We start from the raw sequence: 16,672 nt of genomic DNA on the forward strand, positions 1-16,672 counted from the left end.
AGCCCCAGGCTGCTTCACCATCCCGGGCGATGAACCAGCCCGCGTCCCGCACGAACAGGAGTACCACCATGACTGACCAGTACACCTTCCGTAATCCCGTGACTGCCTACGAAAAGATCTCCCCGCCCAAGCAACACCAGCCTGAGCCCGGGCTTGATGCGGAACTGGCGCCCAAGGCCGACCTCGGGGAAGAGACCTATCGGGGCACCGGGCGGCTGGAAGGCCGCCGGGCGATCGTGACCGGCGCGGACTCAGGCATCGGGGCAGCGACGGCGATCGCCTTTGCACGGGAGGGCGCCGACGTCGTGCTTTCCTACCTGCCGCAGGAAGAGGAGGACGCCTCCCGCATTGCCGGAATCATTGAGGCCGCCGGCCGCAAGGCCGTCAAGGTCCCCGGCGACCTGAAGGACTCCGCCGTGTGCCGGGACCTGGTGGACACGGCGGTGGCCGTCCTGGGCGGGGTTGACATCCTGGTCAACAATGCCGGGAAACAGGTTGCGCAGGAGGACCTGCAGGACATCAGCGACGAGCAGTTCGACCACACCCTGAAGACCAACGTCTATGCCATGTTCTGGGTGACCAAGGCCGCCGTGCCGCACATGCCGGCGGGCTCAACCATCATCAACACCACGTCGATCCAGGCCTACAACCCGTCCCCCACGCTGGTGGACTACGCCACCACCAAGGCCGGCATCAACAACTTCACCAAGGGCCTGGCCCAGCAGCTGGCGCCCAAGGGAATCCGGGTGAATGCGGTGGCCCCGGGGCCCATCTGGACGCCCCTGCAGGTCAGCAGCGGACAGCCCAAGGAGGAACTGCCGGAGTTTGGCCAGTCCACTCCCCTGGGCCGCGCGGGCCAGCCCGCCGAGCTCGCCCCCGCCTATGTCTTCCTGGCCTCGCCCGAGTCCAGCTACGTGGTGGGCGAGACGCTCAATGTCAACGGCGGCAGCCCCACGCCTTAGCGCGCCCCGGGCTCCCCGTACCCCGCGCAGCAGCGGGACAGAAGCCGGGTTTCAGCCGGCCGCGTCCTGGCCGGCCAGGAGCTCGTCCGTGGCCGGGTCCGGTTCCCCGTTGAAGAACTGGGCCAGGACGGTCTTGAACACTGTTTCTCCGGGCGCCGCCCGGAGGAACAGTGTCATGCTGGAGCGGAGCTTCCTGGCGTCGATACCGCCGAAAATGTCTTCGGCGGACTGGTCGGCGTGGTTTGCCAGGACCAGCGCGCACTCCAGGAGCCGCGGGCCCAGCACCTCGTGGTCCAGGTAGGCGCGGGCCTCCGCCAGCGAGGAAATGGCGTACTTGCGGGAGGTGGCGCTCTGTCCCAGCCCGGCAATCTGCGGGAAGACAAACCACATCCAGTGCCCGGACTTCCGGCCGACCTGCAGTTCGCCCAGCGCCTGCTCATAGGTTCCGCCGGTGTTTTGCGCGGCAACAAAACGCTCAAGGTCAAACGGCTCATTCATGGGGATCTCCTCGGTACGTTTCAAATGGTCAAGTCTTTTTCAAGGGCGTCGGCCGCCGCCCGCAACTGGGGGTCCGGGTCTTCCCGCCACCGCGCCAGGACAACGCCTGCCCGCTGCCGTTCGCGCTCCCCCAGCCCCGCCAGCAACGGGACCAGGACGTCGGCGAGAAGGGGCCCGGTCAGGTCCGCTGCCTGCGCGGAGCGAAGGAAACCCTCCAGCCGGGTCAGGTCAGAGTGACGGAGCAGCCGCACCCGTGACTGCAGCAGGACCACCGCTGCCAGGCGGCGCTCGAAAACCGGCCGGGAACCGGGCCGCGGCTGGCCCCACAGGGCGGAGGCCAGCATGACCGTGCCGTCATGGTCCAGGTCCTTGAACTTCCGCAGCGCATCGCGCACGGTCCCGCGAACGGCCCCCACAGAGGAACCATAAGAGGCAAGCACCCCGCCCAGCCGCGCCCCGACGTCGTCCGCCCGGTACCAGGCGCCCTCGTTCTGCAGGGTCCGGTCCACGAAATCCGCCGCCGCGGACACAACGTCCGCCGTACCGGTCATCGCCCGCGCCCGAACGCCGCGTGGTGGATGCAGTACGGGGTCCACGGGCGGGCTTCCAGCCTGCCCTCGGCGATGGGCTCCCCGCATACGGCGCAGGTTCCATAGGTCCCCGCCGCCAGCCGGGCAAGCGCCGCTTCAATCTGGTCCAGGCCCGCCGAACTCTGTTTCAGGAGCGCAGAGGCCTGTGAGAGTTCGAAGGCGATGGTGGCACCCTCGGGATCGTGCTCGTCGTCGACATTGGAACCCTGGCGCGCCGAGTTTGCTGCCTCGATGTCCGCCCGCAGCGCCGGCAACAGTGCCAGGCGCCGCGCCCGCTCCTCTTCGAGCAGCGCACGGAACCGTTCGAAATCTGGCATGGAGACAGCCTAACGCGTCAGTCAGTACCAGTTCAGGGTTGCGGAGTGGTTCCAGGCCGCGCACGGTGAACCGTAGCGGTCACGCATGTAGCCCAGGCCCCATTCGATCTGGGTGCGATAGCTGGTGAGCCAGTCGCCGCCGGCGCTGGCGTACTTCCCCGAGGGCAGGGCCTGGGGAATCCATAGGCTCCGGAGTAGGCGTTGGTGGGGGTGGTCAACCAGTCGGACTCCTCGGTCCACAGCTGGGCCAGGCACACGAACTGGTCCTGGCCCCACCCGTAGGCGGGCAGGCGTCCGGACGCGTAGCTTTTCGCCCCGGCGGGATCGTTGACCGCACCGTCGGGAACGGAAGGCACGACGACGGCGGGAGGGCTTGGTGGGGCCGGTGCCGGGGCTTCCGGAGCGGGAGGGCCGGGGTTGCTGACGGCGGGATCATTGACCGCGCCGGGGGCCGGACCGGGTTGGGCCGGATTGGCCTGGGCAGGGTCGGCACGGGGTGCGGGCTCCTGTGGCTGCCGGGCTGCCGCTGCGGCGGCCTTGGCTGCGGCCTCCGCCTGTCCGCGGGCCTGCTCCTCAGCGGCGGCGCGCTTGGCCGCCTGGGCCGCCTCATAGGCAGCCAGTGCAGCCTGGCCCTGCCGGTACTCACCCTCCATGGCCGCCGTCGTACCTTTCAGCGTGGCGAGCTGGGCGGTCAGCTCAGTGCCGTGCCGCTGCTCCTCCGCGACCTGCCGGGCCAGCGAAGCCTGGGCAGAACGTGCGGCGTCCAGTTTTGCTTTCGCTTCCCCGGACAGGCGTTCCCGCTCGCTCCTGGCGGCCTTTTCCTGTTCGGTGAGGGCGGTGGCCGTCTTTTCGGCGGCCGCAGCATTGCTGACCAGGGTGGCCAGGGCAACGGCCATGAAGCCCCCGCCAAGGGGGAGCCTCCCTAAGGTCACGAACGGGCGCATAGTCCCGAAGGTTACCGTCGGGATTGGGCGCAGGGCAGGGGCCTGTTTCCACATTGTTACCGTGCTTCACGGGCAAAGTATCACCTGAGGTCAGGCCCTGGCTCGGGGTGTATGTCCAGACGTTTGCCCAATGCGAGAGAACAACCTCGTATGTTATCCAAATGTGACAATCACGCCGCACGTGGGTTATGGTCTTTTGGTGTCCCTCTCAGACGGGACATTCCCGTCAGCATGCCGAGCCCTGCCGCTGATCATGGGATTCAACCGCTCCAGTTGGCAGGGACGGGGGAACCAAGTTTCCGCGGCCACTTGTGGCCTTGGGGTTAAGTCGATAGCGCCTCCGCACGTCGCGGGGTTGCTTCCGGCCGGGTATCTCCAGCCCGAACCCGACAGCTCACCCCGCAGGCATGGGAGAGGCGATCAACCGTGTCAAAAATTTCAACCACTGCCCGTCACCGCGCGACCCCGGCCCGCTCCATTGTGCTCGAGGGCCTCGCAGTAACAGCCAAGTCCCAGGCCCGCTCCCTGGGCCGTCCCGCGCTCGCCGTTGCTGCGGCATCCGGCATTGCCTTCGGAGTCGGCGCCCCGGCCCATGCAGGTGTATCCGCCCCGGACACCACTGAGCAGACCAGCGTCCAGGCCACCTCGGCTCCTGCCGCCCCGGCCGCAGCCCCCGCCGCAGCAGCAGGGAACGTCCACACGGTCGTTTCCGGCGACACCCTCGGCGCCATTGCAGCAGCCTACGGCGTCAGCCTCAACGGCGTGCTGTCCGCCAACGGCCTGGGACTGTCCTCGGTCATCTACCCGGGCGACCAGATCCAGATTCCCGGCGCAGGCTACACCGCCGCCCCGGCGCCCGCCCCTGCAGCAGCACCCGTGCAGGCCGCAGCCGCCACCGCACCGGCGAACACCGGCATGAACATGTCCTACGCCTCGGCCACCCCGGTGGCATCCACCACCGGCACGGGCACCGGCGCTGCGATCCTCGCCTCGGCCTACAGCCAGCTGGGCTTCAAGCAGGATTGCACCGCCATGGTCGAGAAGGCTCTGCGCTCCGTCGGCAAGTCCGTGGGCGATCTGGCCCCCACCCAGTTCTTCCAGTACGGCACCGTCGTAGGCGCTCCCGCCCCCGGTGACCTGATCATCACCTCCGGCCACGTGGGCGTTTACGCAGGCAACGGCCAGGTTGTCAGCGGCGGCGTCAACGGCTTCGACACGCAGGTGCACTCCATCAGCTGGCTCGGCGGCTACTCCGCTGTGCGCGTAGCCTAGTCTTCGCACTGTCCGGCGCCGTTGGCGGCGCCGGACGAAGCAGGAGGGTGGCAGCCGGGAACACCGGCTGTCACCCTCCTGTCGTTTTACCCCGCGGGCCGCCTCGGTCAGGTCCCGCAGAAGGTCATGTAGCTGCCGAAGTCGTCGGGCGCCCCCTGCAGGTAACGTTCCAGCCCGGGCCGCTCGGTGAAGGGTTCACTGACCGCCTCCAGCAGCTGCTGCAGCGGAGCCAGGTTTCCGCCGGTGGCAGCGGACAGCGCCTCCTCCACAAGGTGGTTCCGCGGAATGTAGGCCGGGTTCACGCTGTCCATCAGCTCCGCGTCAGGCTGCAGCGCCTGCCACCGCTCCAGCCAGGCATCGAGGGCGGCCAGGTCAAGGACCATGCCGCGCACGGGACGGAGGTCCCCGCGAGCCGCTTTGCCCAGGTTGCGGAAGAACAAGGTGTAGTCCACGGGTCCGTCCTTCAGGATGTCGAGGACATCATCCACAAGGGCCCCGGCGGCGCCGCTTTCATCGACGCCGCCCAGGCCCAGCTTGCCCGTCATCCCGCGGGTCCATGCCTCGCTGTACTGACCGCGGAAGCCGCCGAGTACCTCCACCGCCGGGGCCACGGCTTTTTCCTGGTCCTGGTCAATCAGCGGCAGCATGGCCTCGGCGAGCCGGGCCAGGTTCCATTCGGCAAGGACCGGCTGGTTGGCGTAGGCATAGCGTCCGCCGACGTCGATGGAACTGTAGACGGCGGCCGGGTTGAAGGCGTCCATGAACGCGCACGGGCCGTAGTCGATGGTTTCCCCGGAGATGGTCATGTTGTCCGTGTTCATGACCCCGTGCACGAAGCCCACCAGCATCCACCGGGCCACCAGCTCCGCCTGGGCGGAGACGACCGCCGCGAACAGAGCGAGGTAGGGGTTGGCGGCATCAGCGGCGTGCTGGTAGTGCCTGCTGATGGCGTGGTCCGCCAGCCGTTTCAGGAGGTCCATATTTTCGGTTGCGCGCGCGTACTGGAAGCTGCCTACGCGCAGGTGGCTGCTTGCCACCCGCGCCAGGACGGCGCCGGGCAGCATGTCATCGCGCCGGACCTGCCGCCCGGTGGCCACGACGGCGAGCGACCGGGTGGTGGGAATGTGCAGTGCGTGCATGGCCTCGCTGACAATGTATTCACGCAGCATGGGCCCGACGACGGCACGGCCGTCCCCGGCGCGGGCGAAGGGCGTTCGCCCCGAACCTTTGAGATGGACGTCCAGGAGGCGGCCGGCCCGGTCAGTGACCTCGCCCAGCAGGAGGGCCCGTCCGTCGCCGAGCAGGGGCGAGTATCCGCCAAACTGGTGTCCGGCGTACGCCTGCGCCACGGGTGTGGCACCGGCCGGCACGTGGTTTCCCACCAGGAGCCGCACACCCTCGGGGCTGCGCAGGTATTGCGGGTCGAGGCCCAGGTCCGCTGCCAGCTTCTCGTTCAGGACGAGGAGCTCAGGGCTGGGCGCTTCCTCGGCCTGCCAGGGCACGGCGAGTTCCGCCAGTTCCCGGGCGAAACGGCCATCGAAAGTGACCGTGGATTCAGCTGCTGCTGTCATGGTTTAACCCTATCGCCGTTGTTGGGCCCGCTGCTTCTCCCGCTGGTTGCCGCCGCCGCGGAACAGGGATGCGGTCAAGGTCGTTGGCGGCGATCACGGTAACCCCTGGGGCCCGTGCCTGCGCCTGTTGTTCCAGCACGGAGACGTCGTCACCGTACCGTGCGGAGAAATGGGTGAGCACCAGGGTGCGGACCCCGCCGGACGCCGCCAACTCCCCGGCCTGCCCGGCAGTAAGGTGCAGGTACTGCCGTGCCAGGACGCCGTCGTCGTCGCTGAACGTTGACTCGGTGACCAGCAGGTCAGCGCCGTCCGCCAGGTCGTCGGCGCCGGGGCACGGCGCGGTGTCCATGATGAAGGCGAAGCGCTGGCCCGGCCTGGGTACGCTCACGTCCTCCAGCCTGACTGCCCCAAGGACGCCGTCGCGTTGCAGCCGGCCCACGTCCGGGCCTCCGATTCCTGCCGCCTGGAGCCGCTCCGGCAGGAAGGTGCGTCCGTCAGGCTCCGTCATCAGGTAGCCGTATGTCTCGATGCGGTGCCTCAGTGGCCGCACCTCCAGGCAGTCCGCCACGGGCCCGGCCCCCGAATGCGGATGGAGCCGCAGGTCGATGCCGGGCGAACCCACGGCCACCAAGGCCTGGACCACCGGGTCACCCGACGCCGGATAGTGCAGGTGGACCGGGTGTGCCACACCGTCGAGGGCCATCCGGGACAGGACTCCCGGCAGCCCGTAGCAGTGGTCTCCGTGCACATGCGTGAGGCAGATCCTGTTGATGTGGCTGGCCGCGACGCCGGCGTGGATCATCTGGCGCTGGGTTCCCTCGCCGGGGTCGAAAAGCAGCCCTTCGCCGTCCCAGCGCAGAAAGTAGCCGTTGTGGTTCCGGGTCCTGGTGGGGACCTGTGAGGCGGTGCCCAATACCACCAGTTCACGCACCGCCGGCGCCTGCCGTCCCGGCGTGCAGCCCCTTGGCGTAGGCGGCCTGGCCGAGGTGCTGAAGGCAGTCCCCCAGGATGCTGACCAGCCGCACTCCGAGGGTCACAGGCGGATTCCAGTGCCTGTCAACCACGCGGTCCAGGTCCGGATCAGCAATGTCTTCCAGGACCTTGGCGGTCTGCCGGTGGACGGCATCGTAGTACTCCAGCAACAGCTCCCGCGGCGCCCTGACGGCGTCCACCTGTTTACTGGAGTGGCCGTAGCCCGTGTCGCGTTCCCCCAGGGGAAGGCCGAAGCGCTTCACGAAACCTTCCGCCGTCCACACCTGTTCCAGGCCCGCAGACGAGGCTACCTGCGCATCCTCCACCCGGCCCGAGTGCCAGATCAACCACGCGATGGAATTGCCGTTGCCACCCGGACGGCGCTGCAGCTGCGCCGCGTCAAGCCCGTCGAGGGCTTCCCGGACCAGGACCGGGAGGCGATCGAAGGCCTCCAGCAGCAGTTCTTTGGATTGCATGGGACTCCCTCCACTGCGGGCCGGGCCACGCCGGCCCGGCCCGCGGGGTTGCTAGCGTTCCAGGTCGTCGGGCTCAAACTCACTGAGCGGCGAGCCGCCAAAATTCTCCTCGTCGTCGCTGCCGTCAGCTTCGAGGCCGGTGGGGGCTTCCCCAAAATCAACATCCGCTGCGGCCTCCCCCAGGGTGGGGGTGTCAGGCGATACCTGCTCATCGCCTGAACGGTAACGCGCCCTGGCGCTTTCATCCCGCAGCGTCTGGTCGCTCAGGAAGTCCTCCTCTTCACCGGAGACGGCCTCGTCCTGCAGCAAGGGGTCCTCCTGCCAGCGGTCGGGGTTGTTTTCGGCAGCACCGGGGTAGTTGTCCGGCTCCCCCGATACTGGGTCCAGTTCCAGGGACGACGCCGCGCCGGGAGTTTCGTCGAGAAGCACATCGTCCTGCTCCACGACTTCCAGCTCATCGTCCGGGACGTTCTGTTCAGTCATGATGGTGCCTTTCTCGTTGCGTTGGGCCGTCAATAGTAAGCATACTGACCACCGCGTGCGGATGGGAACCGTCGATGCCATGCCACCCGTCCCGGCTCCCCGGCAGTCGCGGAATCCACCAGTAAAAACCCGGAAGGTCAGCACCGACCATAAGGGGTAACAGCAACAGTAACGACGTACTGTTTGGAGCCGGACAACAACGGCAGCAAGGAGAAAGCCAATGCAAGGCAATGAGCCCCTGGACGGGGACGCGGCAGATCCGTCCCATCCCCGGTCTTTTACCGGCAGGATGTCTGTACTGTGGACCGACGGCCTGGGCCGGGCAAGCATACGGGCAATCCAGACGCTCTCCGTGCTGGCGCTCGCCTGGGCAGTGGTGACGGCCGCAACCCGTGTTCCACTGGTCACCATCCCGGTTATGGTGGCCTTGATCCTGGCCTCGGCCATGGCTCCCGCGGTCCGCTGGCTTGCCGCCCGCGGATGGCCCCGCGCCCTGGCCGTCCTGTCGTCCTTCCTGGTGATCCTGGCAGTGGCAGCCGGCGTGGTGGGAGGCATCACCACACTGGTCAGGCAGCAGGCCTCCGTCCTGGCAGCCCGGGCAGAAGCAGGAATAGGCCAGCTTCAGCAGTTCATTACCACCGGCCCCGTGGCGCTGACGAACGACCAGATCAACGCCGCCCGCGGGGAGTTCCAGAAGTTCCTTGCCGGCGGCAGCCTGGGGGCCGACGCGTTGACGGGGCTGAGGACTGCCGGTGAGATCGCGGCCGGTACGGTCCTGACGGCAGTCATCCTGTTCTTCTTCCTCAAGGACGGCGAGAAGATCCGCTCGTTCCTGATCGGTTTTCTCCCGGCAACCCGCCAGGGCAAGGCACATCTGGCGGCCGGGCGAAGCATCGTGGTGCTGGGCGGCTACGTCCGCGGGACACTCATCATCGCTGCGATTGACGCCGTGATGGTCCTGATCGGGCTCCTGGTCCTGCGGGTTCCCCTGGCAGTGCCGCTGGCCGCGGTGGTCTTCCTGGGCGGTTTCATTCCGATCATCGGAGCAACCGCCGCCGGCAGCCTCGCGGTGCTGGTGGCCCTGGTGGAAAACGGGCCGGTTACCGCTCTCATTGTCCTGGTGATCCTGGTGGCCGCCAACCAGTTCGAGCACCATATCCTCCAGCCCCTTTTCATGGGCCGGGTACTGCGGATCCACGGGCTGGTAATCATCCTCGCCCTGGCCGCCGGGGCCACCCTGGCCGGCGTCATCGGGGCGCTGCTGGCAGTGCCGCTCACCGCCGTCGCCTGGACCATTTTCAAGACCCTCGCAGAAACGGACACTCCGGGCCCGGAGCCGGTCGCTCCGGCAGAACCCGGAGCGTAGAAGCGCCTGAGCAGCGCTTCCGTGACTTTTGGCCCTACAGCGCCGCCAAGGCCGGGGCCAGTCTTGAAAAGCAGGAAACCCCAGTTCACGACGAGCAGGAAGTGCGGCCATGACATCGCAAAAACCCATAGCTGCGGGCACCAACGACTCAGCCCAAAGCCAGGCCGCGGTCCTGTGGGCAGCCCGCCGGGCGCACCGGGCAGGCCTGCCGCTGGTGGTCCTCCACGTGGTGGACGACCGCTGGGTTGCCGAACCCTATCCGTGGTTCGGAACCCTCCAGCAGGCTGGCGAGGAACTCCTCAAGACCGCCGCCGGCCGCCTGGAAGGAGCGGTTCCCATCACCCCCGCCACGGAACTGCTCACCGGAAGCGTGGGCGGCTCCCTGGCCAAGTACTCCAAGAAAACTTCGATGATGGTCATTGGGTCCGGCAGCGGCCACCTCGGCGGCGCCCTTGCCGACCGCGCCCTCCAGGTCGCCACCGCTGCCAAGGTCCCCGTTGCCGTCGTCGGAACCCAGGACCTCGAGGGCAGGTCGGGAGTGGTGGTAGGCGTTGACGGCTCACCAGAGGCCACCCAGGCCGTTGCCTTCGCAGCCGCTGAAGCAGACCGCGAAGGAGACGAACTCACAGTCGTGTACGCCGTCAGCGTGCCGGATCCCATCATCGATGCCGGCTTGACGCCGGGCGCCCTCGCGGACCTCATCGTGGACGAGGACCGGGTTGTCCTCTCCGAAACCGTCGCCGGACTGAAGGAAGACTACCCCGACCTCACCGTGCACCAGCGGCTGGAAACCGACAAAGGCCCCGTGGACGCCCTCGTCGACGCCGCAGCAGGAGCCCGGCTCCTGGTGGTGGGCAGCCGCGGCCGGGGCGCCTTCAAACGCCTCCTGCTCGGTTCCACCGCCCATGGGGTCCTGAAGCACCTGCCCTGCCCCACCATCATCACCCGGACCCAGGCAGCAACGAACGCCATCTAGGCAGCACCGCCCGCTGATCCTCCCACCGCCCTGCCCGCATACCCAACGCGGAAGGTTCACCCCATGAAGAAGCCCGCAGCCATCATCATGCTGATCCTCGGGATCCTGATAACGCTTCCGGGCCTGGCCGCGCTGGCGGGCGGGGCCGTGGCGTCAGCAGTGGGAACGATCCAGGGTGACGGATACCTGACATCCGGCACATCACGGTTCTCCGTGAGTTCATTCGCCCTGACCTCGCCGCGGGCGGACGCCATTGGAGACGATGTTCCCGGCAGGCTGCCCTTCGACGTCGGCACCCTGCGGCTGCGCGTTGAATCAGTGACCCCGGATAAACCGGTGTTCGTTGGCATCGCCCCGCAGGCCGACGTCGAACAATACCTGTCAGGGGTGCACCACTCGGAGCTGCTCAACATCCGCCAGCGGCCGTTCCGCGCCGAATACCGCGATGTACCGGGCGGCAACCCGGCATCACCGCCCGCGGACCAGCGCATCTGGACCGCCTCCGCGTCGGGAACGGGACAGCAGGAGCTGACCTGGAACATCACGCCGGGCGCGTGGGAAGTCGTGGTGATGAACGCCGATGCCTCCCCCGTGGTTGATGTCCAGGCGCAGGCCGGCTTCCGGTCCGACCTGATCCGGCCGGCAGCCACGGGCCTGCTGGTGGGCGGGATCATCGCCCTGCTGATTGGCGTTCCCCTCATCATCTTTGGAGCCGCGGGTCTGGGCCGGCATGCCGCACGCCCTGACGGCGGGCGCCCCATGGGTGGTCCGGACACGGGTGGGCCGGGCATGGGTGGGCCGGTTTACCGGGAACCGTCAATGAATGGTCCGGCCGCGGCCGGGCCGCCCTACCCTTCTACAACCCCGGCATCATGGGACCAGCCGGGAGCGCCGGGGACGGCCGGAACGCCGGGGGCCGTCCCGCCACCACCGCCCCAGCAGTACAGCCCGGTAGCTGCCGCCCCCACCCCCTACCCCTCCAGCCTCTTTGGTGAACTCGATCCCGGCCTTTCACGCTGGATGTGGCTGGTCAAATGGTTCCTGGCCATACCGCATTTCATCCTCCTCTTCTTCCTCTGGTTCGCGTTCGCCATCACCACCATCGTGGCCGGGTTCGCCATCCTCTTCACCGGCCGCTATCCGCGGGCACTGTTCGACTTCAACGTGGGCGTCCTGCGGTGGAACTGGCGTGTGGCCTTCTACGCCTACGCCGCCGTGGGCACCGATCTTTACCCGCCGTTTACGCTCAAGCGCGCCAATTACCCGGCCGATTTCGACGTGGAGTACCCGCAGCGGCTCTCGCGCGGACTGGTCCTGGTGAAATGGTGGCTCCTGTCCATTCCGCACCTGCTCCTGGTGGCCGCCTTCGCAGGCACCACGGGAACCATCTGGCGGTCGCAGGCAGAAGACAACGTCCTCGGCGCCACCTATGAACGGGCATCCGGACCGTCCCTGCTGGGGCTGCTGGTCCTGATTGCTGCAGTGATCCTACTGTTCACCGGCCGCTACCAGCGCCCGCTGTTCGATTTCATCCTGGGCATCAACCGCTGGATCTACCGCGTTCTGGTGTACACCGCGCTGATGCGCGACGAATATCCCCCCTTCCGGCTGGACCAGGGCGCCGCCGAACCGGAGGGGCCCGGAGAGGTGGTTCCCACAGGGGGCGTGCCGCCTGCCGGTGCGCCATGACCTTCGGCCCTAGCCCCGCCCCACGTACGCAGGCATGATGGGCCCTGACAACGCGGGTCCGACGAGGGAGCAGAGATGAGCATTGCCGGGGCACCAATAGCCAGGATCGTGGTGGGCGTCGACGGGTCGGAGGCGTCCGTGGAGGCACTTCGGCAGGCCCAGCGGATGGCCACCCCCCTTGGCGCCAAGGTCCAGGCGGTTGCCTGCTGGGAGTACCCGCAAATGTACAGCGGCTACGTGATGATGGGCGTCGAGGGCTTCGAGGAGGGTGCCCGCAAGGTCCTGGACGATGCTGTGGCGCAGGCCTTCGGAGCCGAAATGCCGGCCAACGTCAGCTCGACCCTTGTGCGCAGCCATCCCCGGGAAGCCCTGATAGATGCCAGCCGGGACGCGGACATGATCGTGGTGGGCCGCCGGGGACACGGCGGGTTCGGCGGCCTGCTCCTGGGCTCGGTCAGCTCCGCCGTCGTGGCGCACGCCCATTGCCCCGTCCTGGTGGTCCACACACCGGAGACCGAATCCGACGGTTCCAAGGGCTCCTGAACGGAATATCGGCGGCAGGGACGGCTGACTTTCAAGGCAGGTGATGGTGGTGCCGGCCAGTGAGGCACGACGACGGGCGCCCGCCATAGCGCTCGCCGCCGCCCTGGCGGTCCTCGCCATCATCCTGGCCCTGTTGCTTCCGGCACCCACGGCCGGGCCGCCGTCGGCCGCCTCTCCGTCCCCATCACCGGCGCTCCCATCCCCACTGCCGGGATCAATTAGTACGTCACCCGCGGGCAGTTCCGCGCCGGCGCAGGAGCCGCAGGAAACCGACACCCCCGAGGCAGGCCAGGCTCCGGTCGAGCCACCGGTGACCGTGCCGCCGGTTCCCGAACCAGAGCCGCCCGAAGCGCCGGCCCAGCCTCCGGAACCGCCCCAGCCGGCGCCGTTTCCCGTGTCCCTCCGCGGCCAGGACCTGACCGTTATTCCGGGGGCCGGCCGCGTCGTGGCCCTGACCTTCGATGCAGGAGCCAACGCTGCAGGGCTGCCGAAAATCCTGTCCACCCTTGCCGCCCGGGGCGTTGCCGGGACTTTTTTCCTGACCGGCAACTGGGCCGCGAACAACCCGCCGGCCGTGGCGCAAATTGTGGCCGCCGGGCACCGTGTGGCAAACCATTCGATGACCCATCCGGGGTTCACGGGCCTAAGCGACGACCTTATAACGCAGCAGCTGCGCGGTGCCGAGCAGACCATCCTCGCTGCCGGGGCCGATCCCAGGCCGCTGTTCCGGTTCCCCTACGGTGAACGCGACACCCGCACCATCGCGGCCGTCAACGCCCTGGGGTACGTGGCCGTGAGATGGACCGTGGACACCCTCGGCTGGAAAGGCACCAGCGGGGGCGCAAGCATCCAATCGGTGGCCGACCGCGTCCTGGCCGGGCTGCAGCCCGGCGAAATCGTGCTCATGCATATCGGGTCCAACCCCGACGACGGGACGACGCTGGACGCCGACGCCCTCCCACAGGTCATGGACCGCATCACGGCAGCGGGGTACGGTTTCGCCACCCTCGACGCCCTGCTGGGACACTGATCCGGGCAGCCGCACCCATGGCGAAGAGCAAGCACTCCCGGAACAGTCACATGAAGACGAGGCAGCCGGGCCCGTCCGGCATTGGCACCGGGCGCGCATACACCGGGGATCCGGCCCATCACGGACTGCCGGTCCACGAGGTGGTGCTGCTGCTTGAGACGGATGCCGCCAGGGGCCTTGACCAGGAAGAAGTGGTGCGCCGGCGTGCCCAGTTCGGCGTCAACGAGCTGCCACGGTCACAGCGCGCGGGCATCGTGCGCAAACTCGGACGCCAATTCAACAACCCGCTGGTCTATGTCCTGTTGGCCGCCGCCATGGTCACCGTCTTCCTGGGTGAATTCCTTGACTCCGCCGTGATCCTCGCAGTGGTCCTGGTCAACACGCTGATCGGATTCATCCAGGAAGTACGGGCAGAGGCGGCCCTGGATGCCCTCCATTCATTGGTCCGCACGCATGCCGCCGTGATGCGCGGCGGCGAACGGAAGCACGTCCCGTCCGAGGACCTGGTTCCCGGCGACCTGGTCCTGCTGGAAGCCGGCGACAAGGTACCGGCCGACCTTCGCCTGGTACGCCTGTCCGCCCTGCGGGTGGACGAATCCGCACTGACCGGCGAATCAGACCCCGTCGCCAAGGACGAGGTGGTGCTGCCCCAGGTCACACCCGTGGCGGACCGGAGGAACATGCTGTACAGCGGCACCCTGGTGACCGCCGGCACCGGCGCGGGAATCGTCGTGGCCACCGGCGGCGAAACGGAACTCGGCGAAATCCACCGGCTCATGGGTGCCGTCAGGCCCGTGGCCACGCCGCTGACCCTGAAACTGGCACGGTTCAGCACCACCCTCACCGTCGCCATCCTGGCCCTCGCCGCCGTGGCGTTCCTCGCCGGACTGGCACACGGCGAACGGCCGGGGCAAATGTTCACGGCCGCCGTCGCCCTGGCCGTGGGGGCCATCCCTGAGGGACTTCCCGCCGCCGTGACGGTCACGCTTGCCATCGGCGTCCGGCGCATGGCCCGGCGCCGTGCCGTGGTGCGCCGGCTGCCCGTGGTCGAAACGCTGGGCAGCACCACGGTGATTTGCTCGGACAAGACGGGAACCTTCACCGAGAACCAAATGACAATCCGTGCGCTGTGGACACCCTCCGGGTGGTACGACGTGACAGGCTCCGGGTACGGTCCGGAAGGACACATCACCCCGTCCGGCGGACAGCAGCCGGACGGCCGGAACGTGCCCACCGGTGCGACACGTCCCGGAGGTGCTGCACTGCCTGGGGACGCCCTGCTGCCCGGGGATGCTGCCCTGCAGTGGTCCCTGTTGGGCGGAGCAGCCTGCAATGACGCCAGCATCCGCAGGGAGGGGTCCGGCTGGCAGGTGCGCGGTGATCCCACGGAGGCCGCGATGCTCGTGGCGGCAGGGAAGGGCGGCATCAAAGTGCAGGACTTCCTGGCTGCCAATCCGCGGCAGTCAGAGCTGCCCTTCACGTCCGAGCGGCAGTTCATGGCCACGCTCCACGCCTCTACGCTCCCGCAGGACGGCGGCACCGTGTTCGTAAAAGGCGCCGTGGAGCGTGTCCTGGAACTCTGCGCCCACGAAATGGACGGCCAGGGCGCCGGCAGCCCCGTGCGCAGGCACGCCGTGCTCGGTGCGGCCCACGCGCTCGCGGACAAGGGGCTCCGGGTCCTTGCCACGGCCATGATGAGCCTTCCGGCCGGCTCGGGTCCCCTCTCGGCCACGGCGTTGCGCGGCCGGATGACCCTGACCGGCCTTCACGCCATGCACGACCCACCGCGGGAAGCAGCCGCAGCATCGGTGAAGGCCTGCCAGCGCGCCGGCGTGGGCGTGAAGATGATCACCGGGGACCACGTGCGCACCGCCGTGACGGTGGCGGCGGCCGTGGGTCTGGCGGCTGACAGCGCCGCAGGGACGGCCCTGACCGGGGCGGATCTGGATGCCATCCCGGCGGACCGGCTGCCGGAGGCCGTGGAACGGGCCACGGTATTCGCCCGGGTTTCACCGGAACAGAAGCTTCGGCTCATCGATGCCCTGCAGTCCCGCGGGCACGTGGCCGCCATGACCGGGGACGGCGTCAACGATGCACCTGCCCTTCGCCAGGCAAACGTGGGCATCTCCATGGGACGCAGCGGAACGGAAGTGGCCAAGGAAGCATCGGACATTGTCCTGACCGACGATGACTTTGCCACCATCGAGGCAGCTGTTGAAGAAGGCCGGAACGTCTTTGACAACCTGACCAAATTCATTGTCTGGACCCTCCCCACCAACATGGCCGAGGGCCTGGTGATCCTCGTGGCCATCCTGCTGGGGGCGACGCTGCCCATCCTGCCCACCCAGATCCTCTGGATCAACATGACCACCGCCGTCGCCCTCGGCCTGATGCTCGCCTTCGAGCCGAAGGAACCGGGACTGATGTCCCGTCCGCCTCGCCCACCGGACCGTCCCCTGCTGACGTGGGCGCTCACCGTGCGGGTCCTGCTCGTGTCAGCCCTCCTGGTGGCCGGCACGTGGTGGCTCTTTGAACACGAGGTGGCCACCGGCGCCTCTGTTGCCCAGGCCCGCACTTCGGCCGTAAACCTGTTCGTGGCGGTGGAAGTCTTCTACCTATTCAGTTGCCGGTCCCTGACCCGGCCGGCCTGGCGGATTCATCCTTTCGGCAACCGGTGGCTCCTCCTCGGCGTCCTGGTCCAGGCAGGCGGCCAACTGGCCCTCACCTACACACCGCTGATGAACGGGCTTTTCCACACCGCCCCCATCGGCGCCGACGCCTGGCTGCGGATCCTCGGGCTGGCCCTGCTCGCATCTCTGGCCGTCGCCGTGGACAAGCGGCTCCGGCGCCGCGGCTTCTAGCACCTGGTCCCACCGGAAGGCCCCGCAGCCACGGGCCGAAACAGGACCAATGGCTCTCCCCCGGACCCCTGCGGGAGCCCAATACTGGAACGGAAAGCAGACGGCTGGCGTCCGCCTTTCAG

The 16,672-nt window shown here is 68.2% G+C and carries 17 protein-coding genes and 1 riboswitch; of the genes, 9 read left to right on the forward strand and 8 right to left on the reverse strand.

Going from position 1 to position 16,672, the window contains the following annotated elements; all coding sequences use genetic code 11:
- Positions 1-68: 68 nt before the first annotated feature.
- A complete protein-coding gene (locus tag ACWRN3_RS04510; RefSeq protein ID WP_476739968.1) occupies positions 69-962 on the forward strand; it encodes a glucose 1-dehydrogenase in 894 nt (297 codons plus the stop codon).
- 51 nt (positions 963-1,013) lie between these two features.
- On the opposite strand, the gene ACWRN3_RS04515 is transcribed toward ACWRN3_RS04510, so the two are convergent.
- From ACWRN3_RS04515 to ACWRN3_RS04530, 4 genes are read right to left on the reverse strand one after another with little or no spacing between them, the layout of a single operon-like run.
- Complete coding sequence (locus ACWRN3_RS04515; protein WP_324642094.1) at positions 1,014-1,460, reverse strand: DUF1810 domain-containing protein; 447 nt, start codon at positions 1,458-1,460, stop codon at positions 1,014-1,016.
- 20 nt (positions 1,461-1,480) lie between these two features.
- Positions 1,481-2,011, reverse strand: coding sequence for a DNA alkylation repair protein (locus tag ACWRN3_RS04520; protein ID WP_476739969.1), 531 nt, complete (start codon positions 2,009-2,011; stop codon positions 1,481-1,483).
- Complete coding sequence (locus tag ACWRN3_RS04525) at positions 2,008-2,367, reverse strand: TraR/DksA family transcriptional regulator (RefSeq protein WP_476739970.1); 360 nt, start codon at positions 2,365-2,367, stop codon at positions 2,008-2,010. Before ACWRN3_RS04525 ends, ACWRN3_RS04520 begins: the two co-directional genes overlap by 4 nt.
- Before the next feature lie 21 nt (positions 2,368-2,388).
- Complete coding sequence (locus ACWRN3_RS04530; RefSeq protein ID WP_476739971.1) at positions 2,389-2,643, reverse strand: aggregation-promoting factor C-terminal-like domain-containing protein; 255 nt, start codon at positions 2,641-2,643, stop codon at positions 2,389-2,391.
- A gap of 185 nt (positions 2,644-2,828) precedes the next feature.
- Here ACWRN3_RS04530 and ACWRN3_RS04535 point away from each other — a divergent pair, with 185 nt between their 5' ends.
- The gene (locus tag ACWRN3_RS04535; protein ID WP_476739972.1) at positions 2,829-3,293 is read left to right on the forward strand and encodes a hypothetical protein; all 465 of its coding nucleotides are present in this window, start codon (positions 2,829-2,831) and stop codon (positions 3,291-3,293) included.
- A 270-nt stretch (positions 3,294-3,563) separates the two neighbouring features.
- A riboswitch (cyclic di-AMP (ydaO/yuaA leader) is annotated at positions 3,564-3,734 on the forward strand.
- Positions 3,735-3,737: 3 nt separating this feature from the next.
- Positions 3,738-4,583, forward strand: coding sequence for a C40 family peptidase (locus ACWRN3_RS04540; protein WP_255172356.1), 846 nt, complete (start codon positions 3,738-3,740; stop codon positions 4,581-4,583).
- Between the two features lie 107 nt (positions 4,584-4,690).
- Here the strand turns inward: ACWRN3_RS04540 and ACWRN3_RS04545 are convergent, their stop codons facing one another.
- From ACWRN3_RS04545 to ACWRN3_RS04560, 4 genes are read right to left on the reverse strand one after another with little or no spacing between them, the layout of a single operon-like run.
- Positions 4,691-6,154 (reverse strand): protein adenylyltransferase SelO, encoded by a 1,464-nt coding sequence (locus tag ACWRN3_RS04545; RefSeq protein ID WP_255172357.1) that lies wholly within the window; start codon positions 6,152-6,154, stop codon positions 4,691-4,693.
- Positions 6,138-7,085, reverse strand: coding sequence for a ribonuclease Z (locus ACWRN3_RS04550; protein WP_255172358.1), 948 nt, complete (start codon positions 7,083-7,085; stop codon positions 6,138-6,140). Before ACWRN3_RS04550 ends, ACWRN3_RS04545 begins: the two co-directional genes overlap by 17 nt.
- Positions 7,078-7,602 carry a mycothiol transferase gene (locus ACWRN3_RS04555; RefSeq protein WP_255172359.1) on the reverse strand — a complete coding sequence of 175 codons (525 nt, stop codon included), beginning with the start codon at positions 7,600-7,602 and terminating at the stop codon, positions 7,078-7,080. The genes ACWRN3_RS04550 and ACWRN3_RS04555 overlap by 8 nt, the downstream gene beginning before the upstream one ends.
- A 51-nt stretch (positions 7,603-7,653) precedes the next feature.
- Positions 7,654-8,085 (reverse strand): hypothetical protein, encoded by a 432-nt coding sequence (locus ACWRN3_RS04560; RefSeq protein ID WP_255172360.1) that lies wholly within the window; start codon positions 8,083-8,085, stop codon positions 7,654-7,656.
- A gap of 220 nt (positions 8,086-8,305) precedes the next feature.
- On the opposite strand from ACWRN3_RS04560, the gene ACWRN3_RS04565 reads away from it, so the two are divergent.
- The 6 genes from ACWRN3_RS04565 to ACWRN3_RS04590 all read left to right on the forward strand — a co-directional run bounded on the left by ACWRN3_RS04565 (position 8,306) and on the right by ACWRN3_RS04590 (position 16,550).
- A complete protein-coding gene (locus ACWRN3_RS04565) occupies positions 8,306-9,451 on the forward strand; it encodes an AI-2E family transporter (RefSeq protein WP_255172361.1) in 1,146 nt (381 codons plus the stop codon).
- 109 nt (positions 9,452-9,560) lie between these two features.
- Positions 9,561-10,427, forward strand: a complete 867-nt coding sequence (locus ACWRN3_RS04570) for a universal stress protein (protein WP_255172362.1) — start codon at positions 9,561-9,563, stop codon at positions 10,425-10,427.
- Positions 10,428-10,490: 63 nt separating this feature from the next.
- Entirely contained in the window at positions 10,491-12,116 is a 1,626-nt protein-coding gene (locus tag ACWRN3_RS04575; protein WP_476739973.1) for a DUF4389 domain-containing protein, read from the forward strand.
- 75 nt (positions 12,117-12,191) lie between these two features.
- Positions 12,192-12,659 carry a universal stress protein gene (locus ACWRN3_RS04580; RefSeq protein WP_476739974.1) on the forward strand — a complete coding sequence of 156 codons (468 nt, stop codon included), beginning with the start codon at positions 12,192-12,194 and terminating at the stop codon, positions 12,657-12,659.
- A 43-nt stretch (positions 12,660-12,702) separates the two neighbouring features.
- On the forward strand, positions 12,703-13,689 hold the full coding sequence (locus tag ACWRN3_RS04585) for a polysaccharide deacetylase family protein (RefSeq protein ID WP_476739975.1): 987 nt from the start codon (positions 12,703-12,705) through the stop codon (positions 13,687-13,689).
- A 50-nt stretch (positions 13,690-13,739) separates the two neighbouring features.
- Positions 13,740-16,550, forward strand: a complete 2,811-nt coding sequence (locus ACWRN3_RS04590; RefSeq protein WP_476739976.1) for a cation-translocating P-type ATPase — start codon at positions 13,740-13,742, stop codon at positions 16,548-16,550.
- The last annotated feature ends 122 nt before the right edge of the window (positions 16,551-16,672 follow it).

Source organism: Pseudarthrobacter sp. rb (assembly GCF_056389225.1).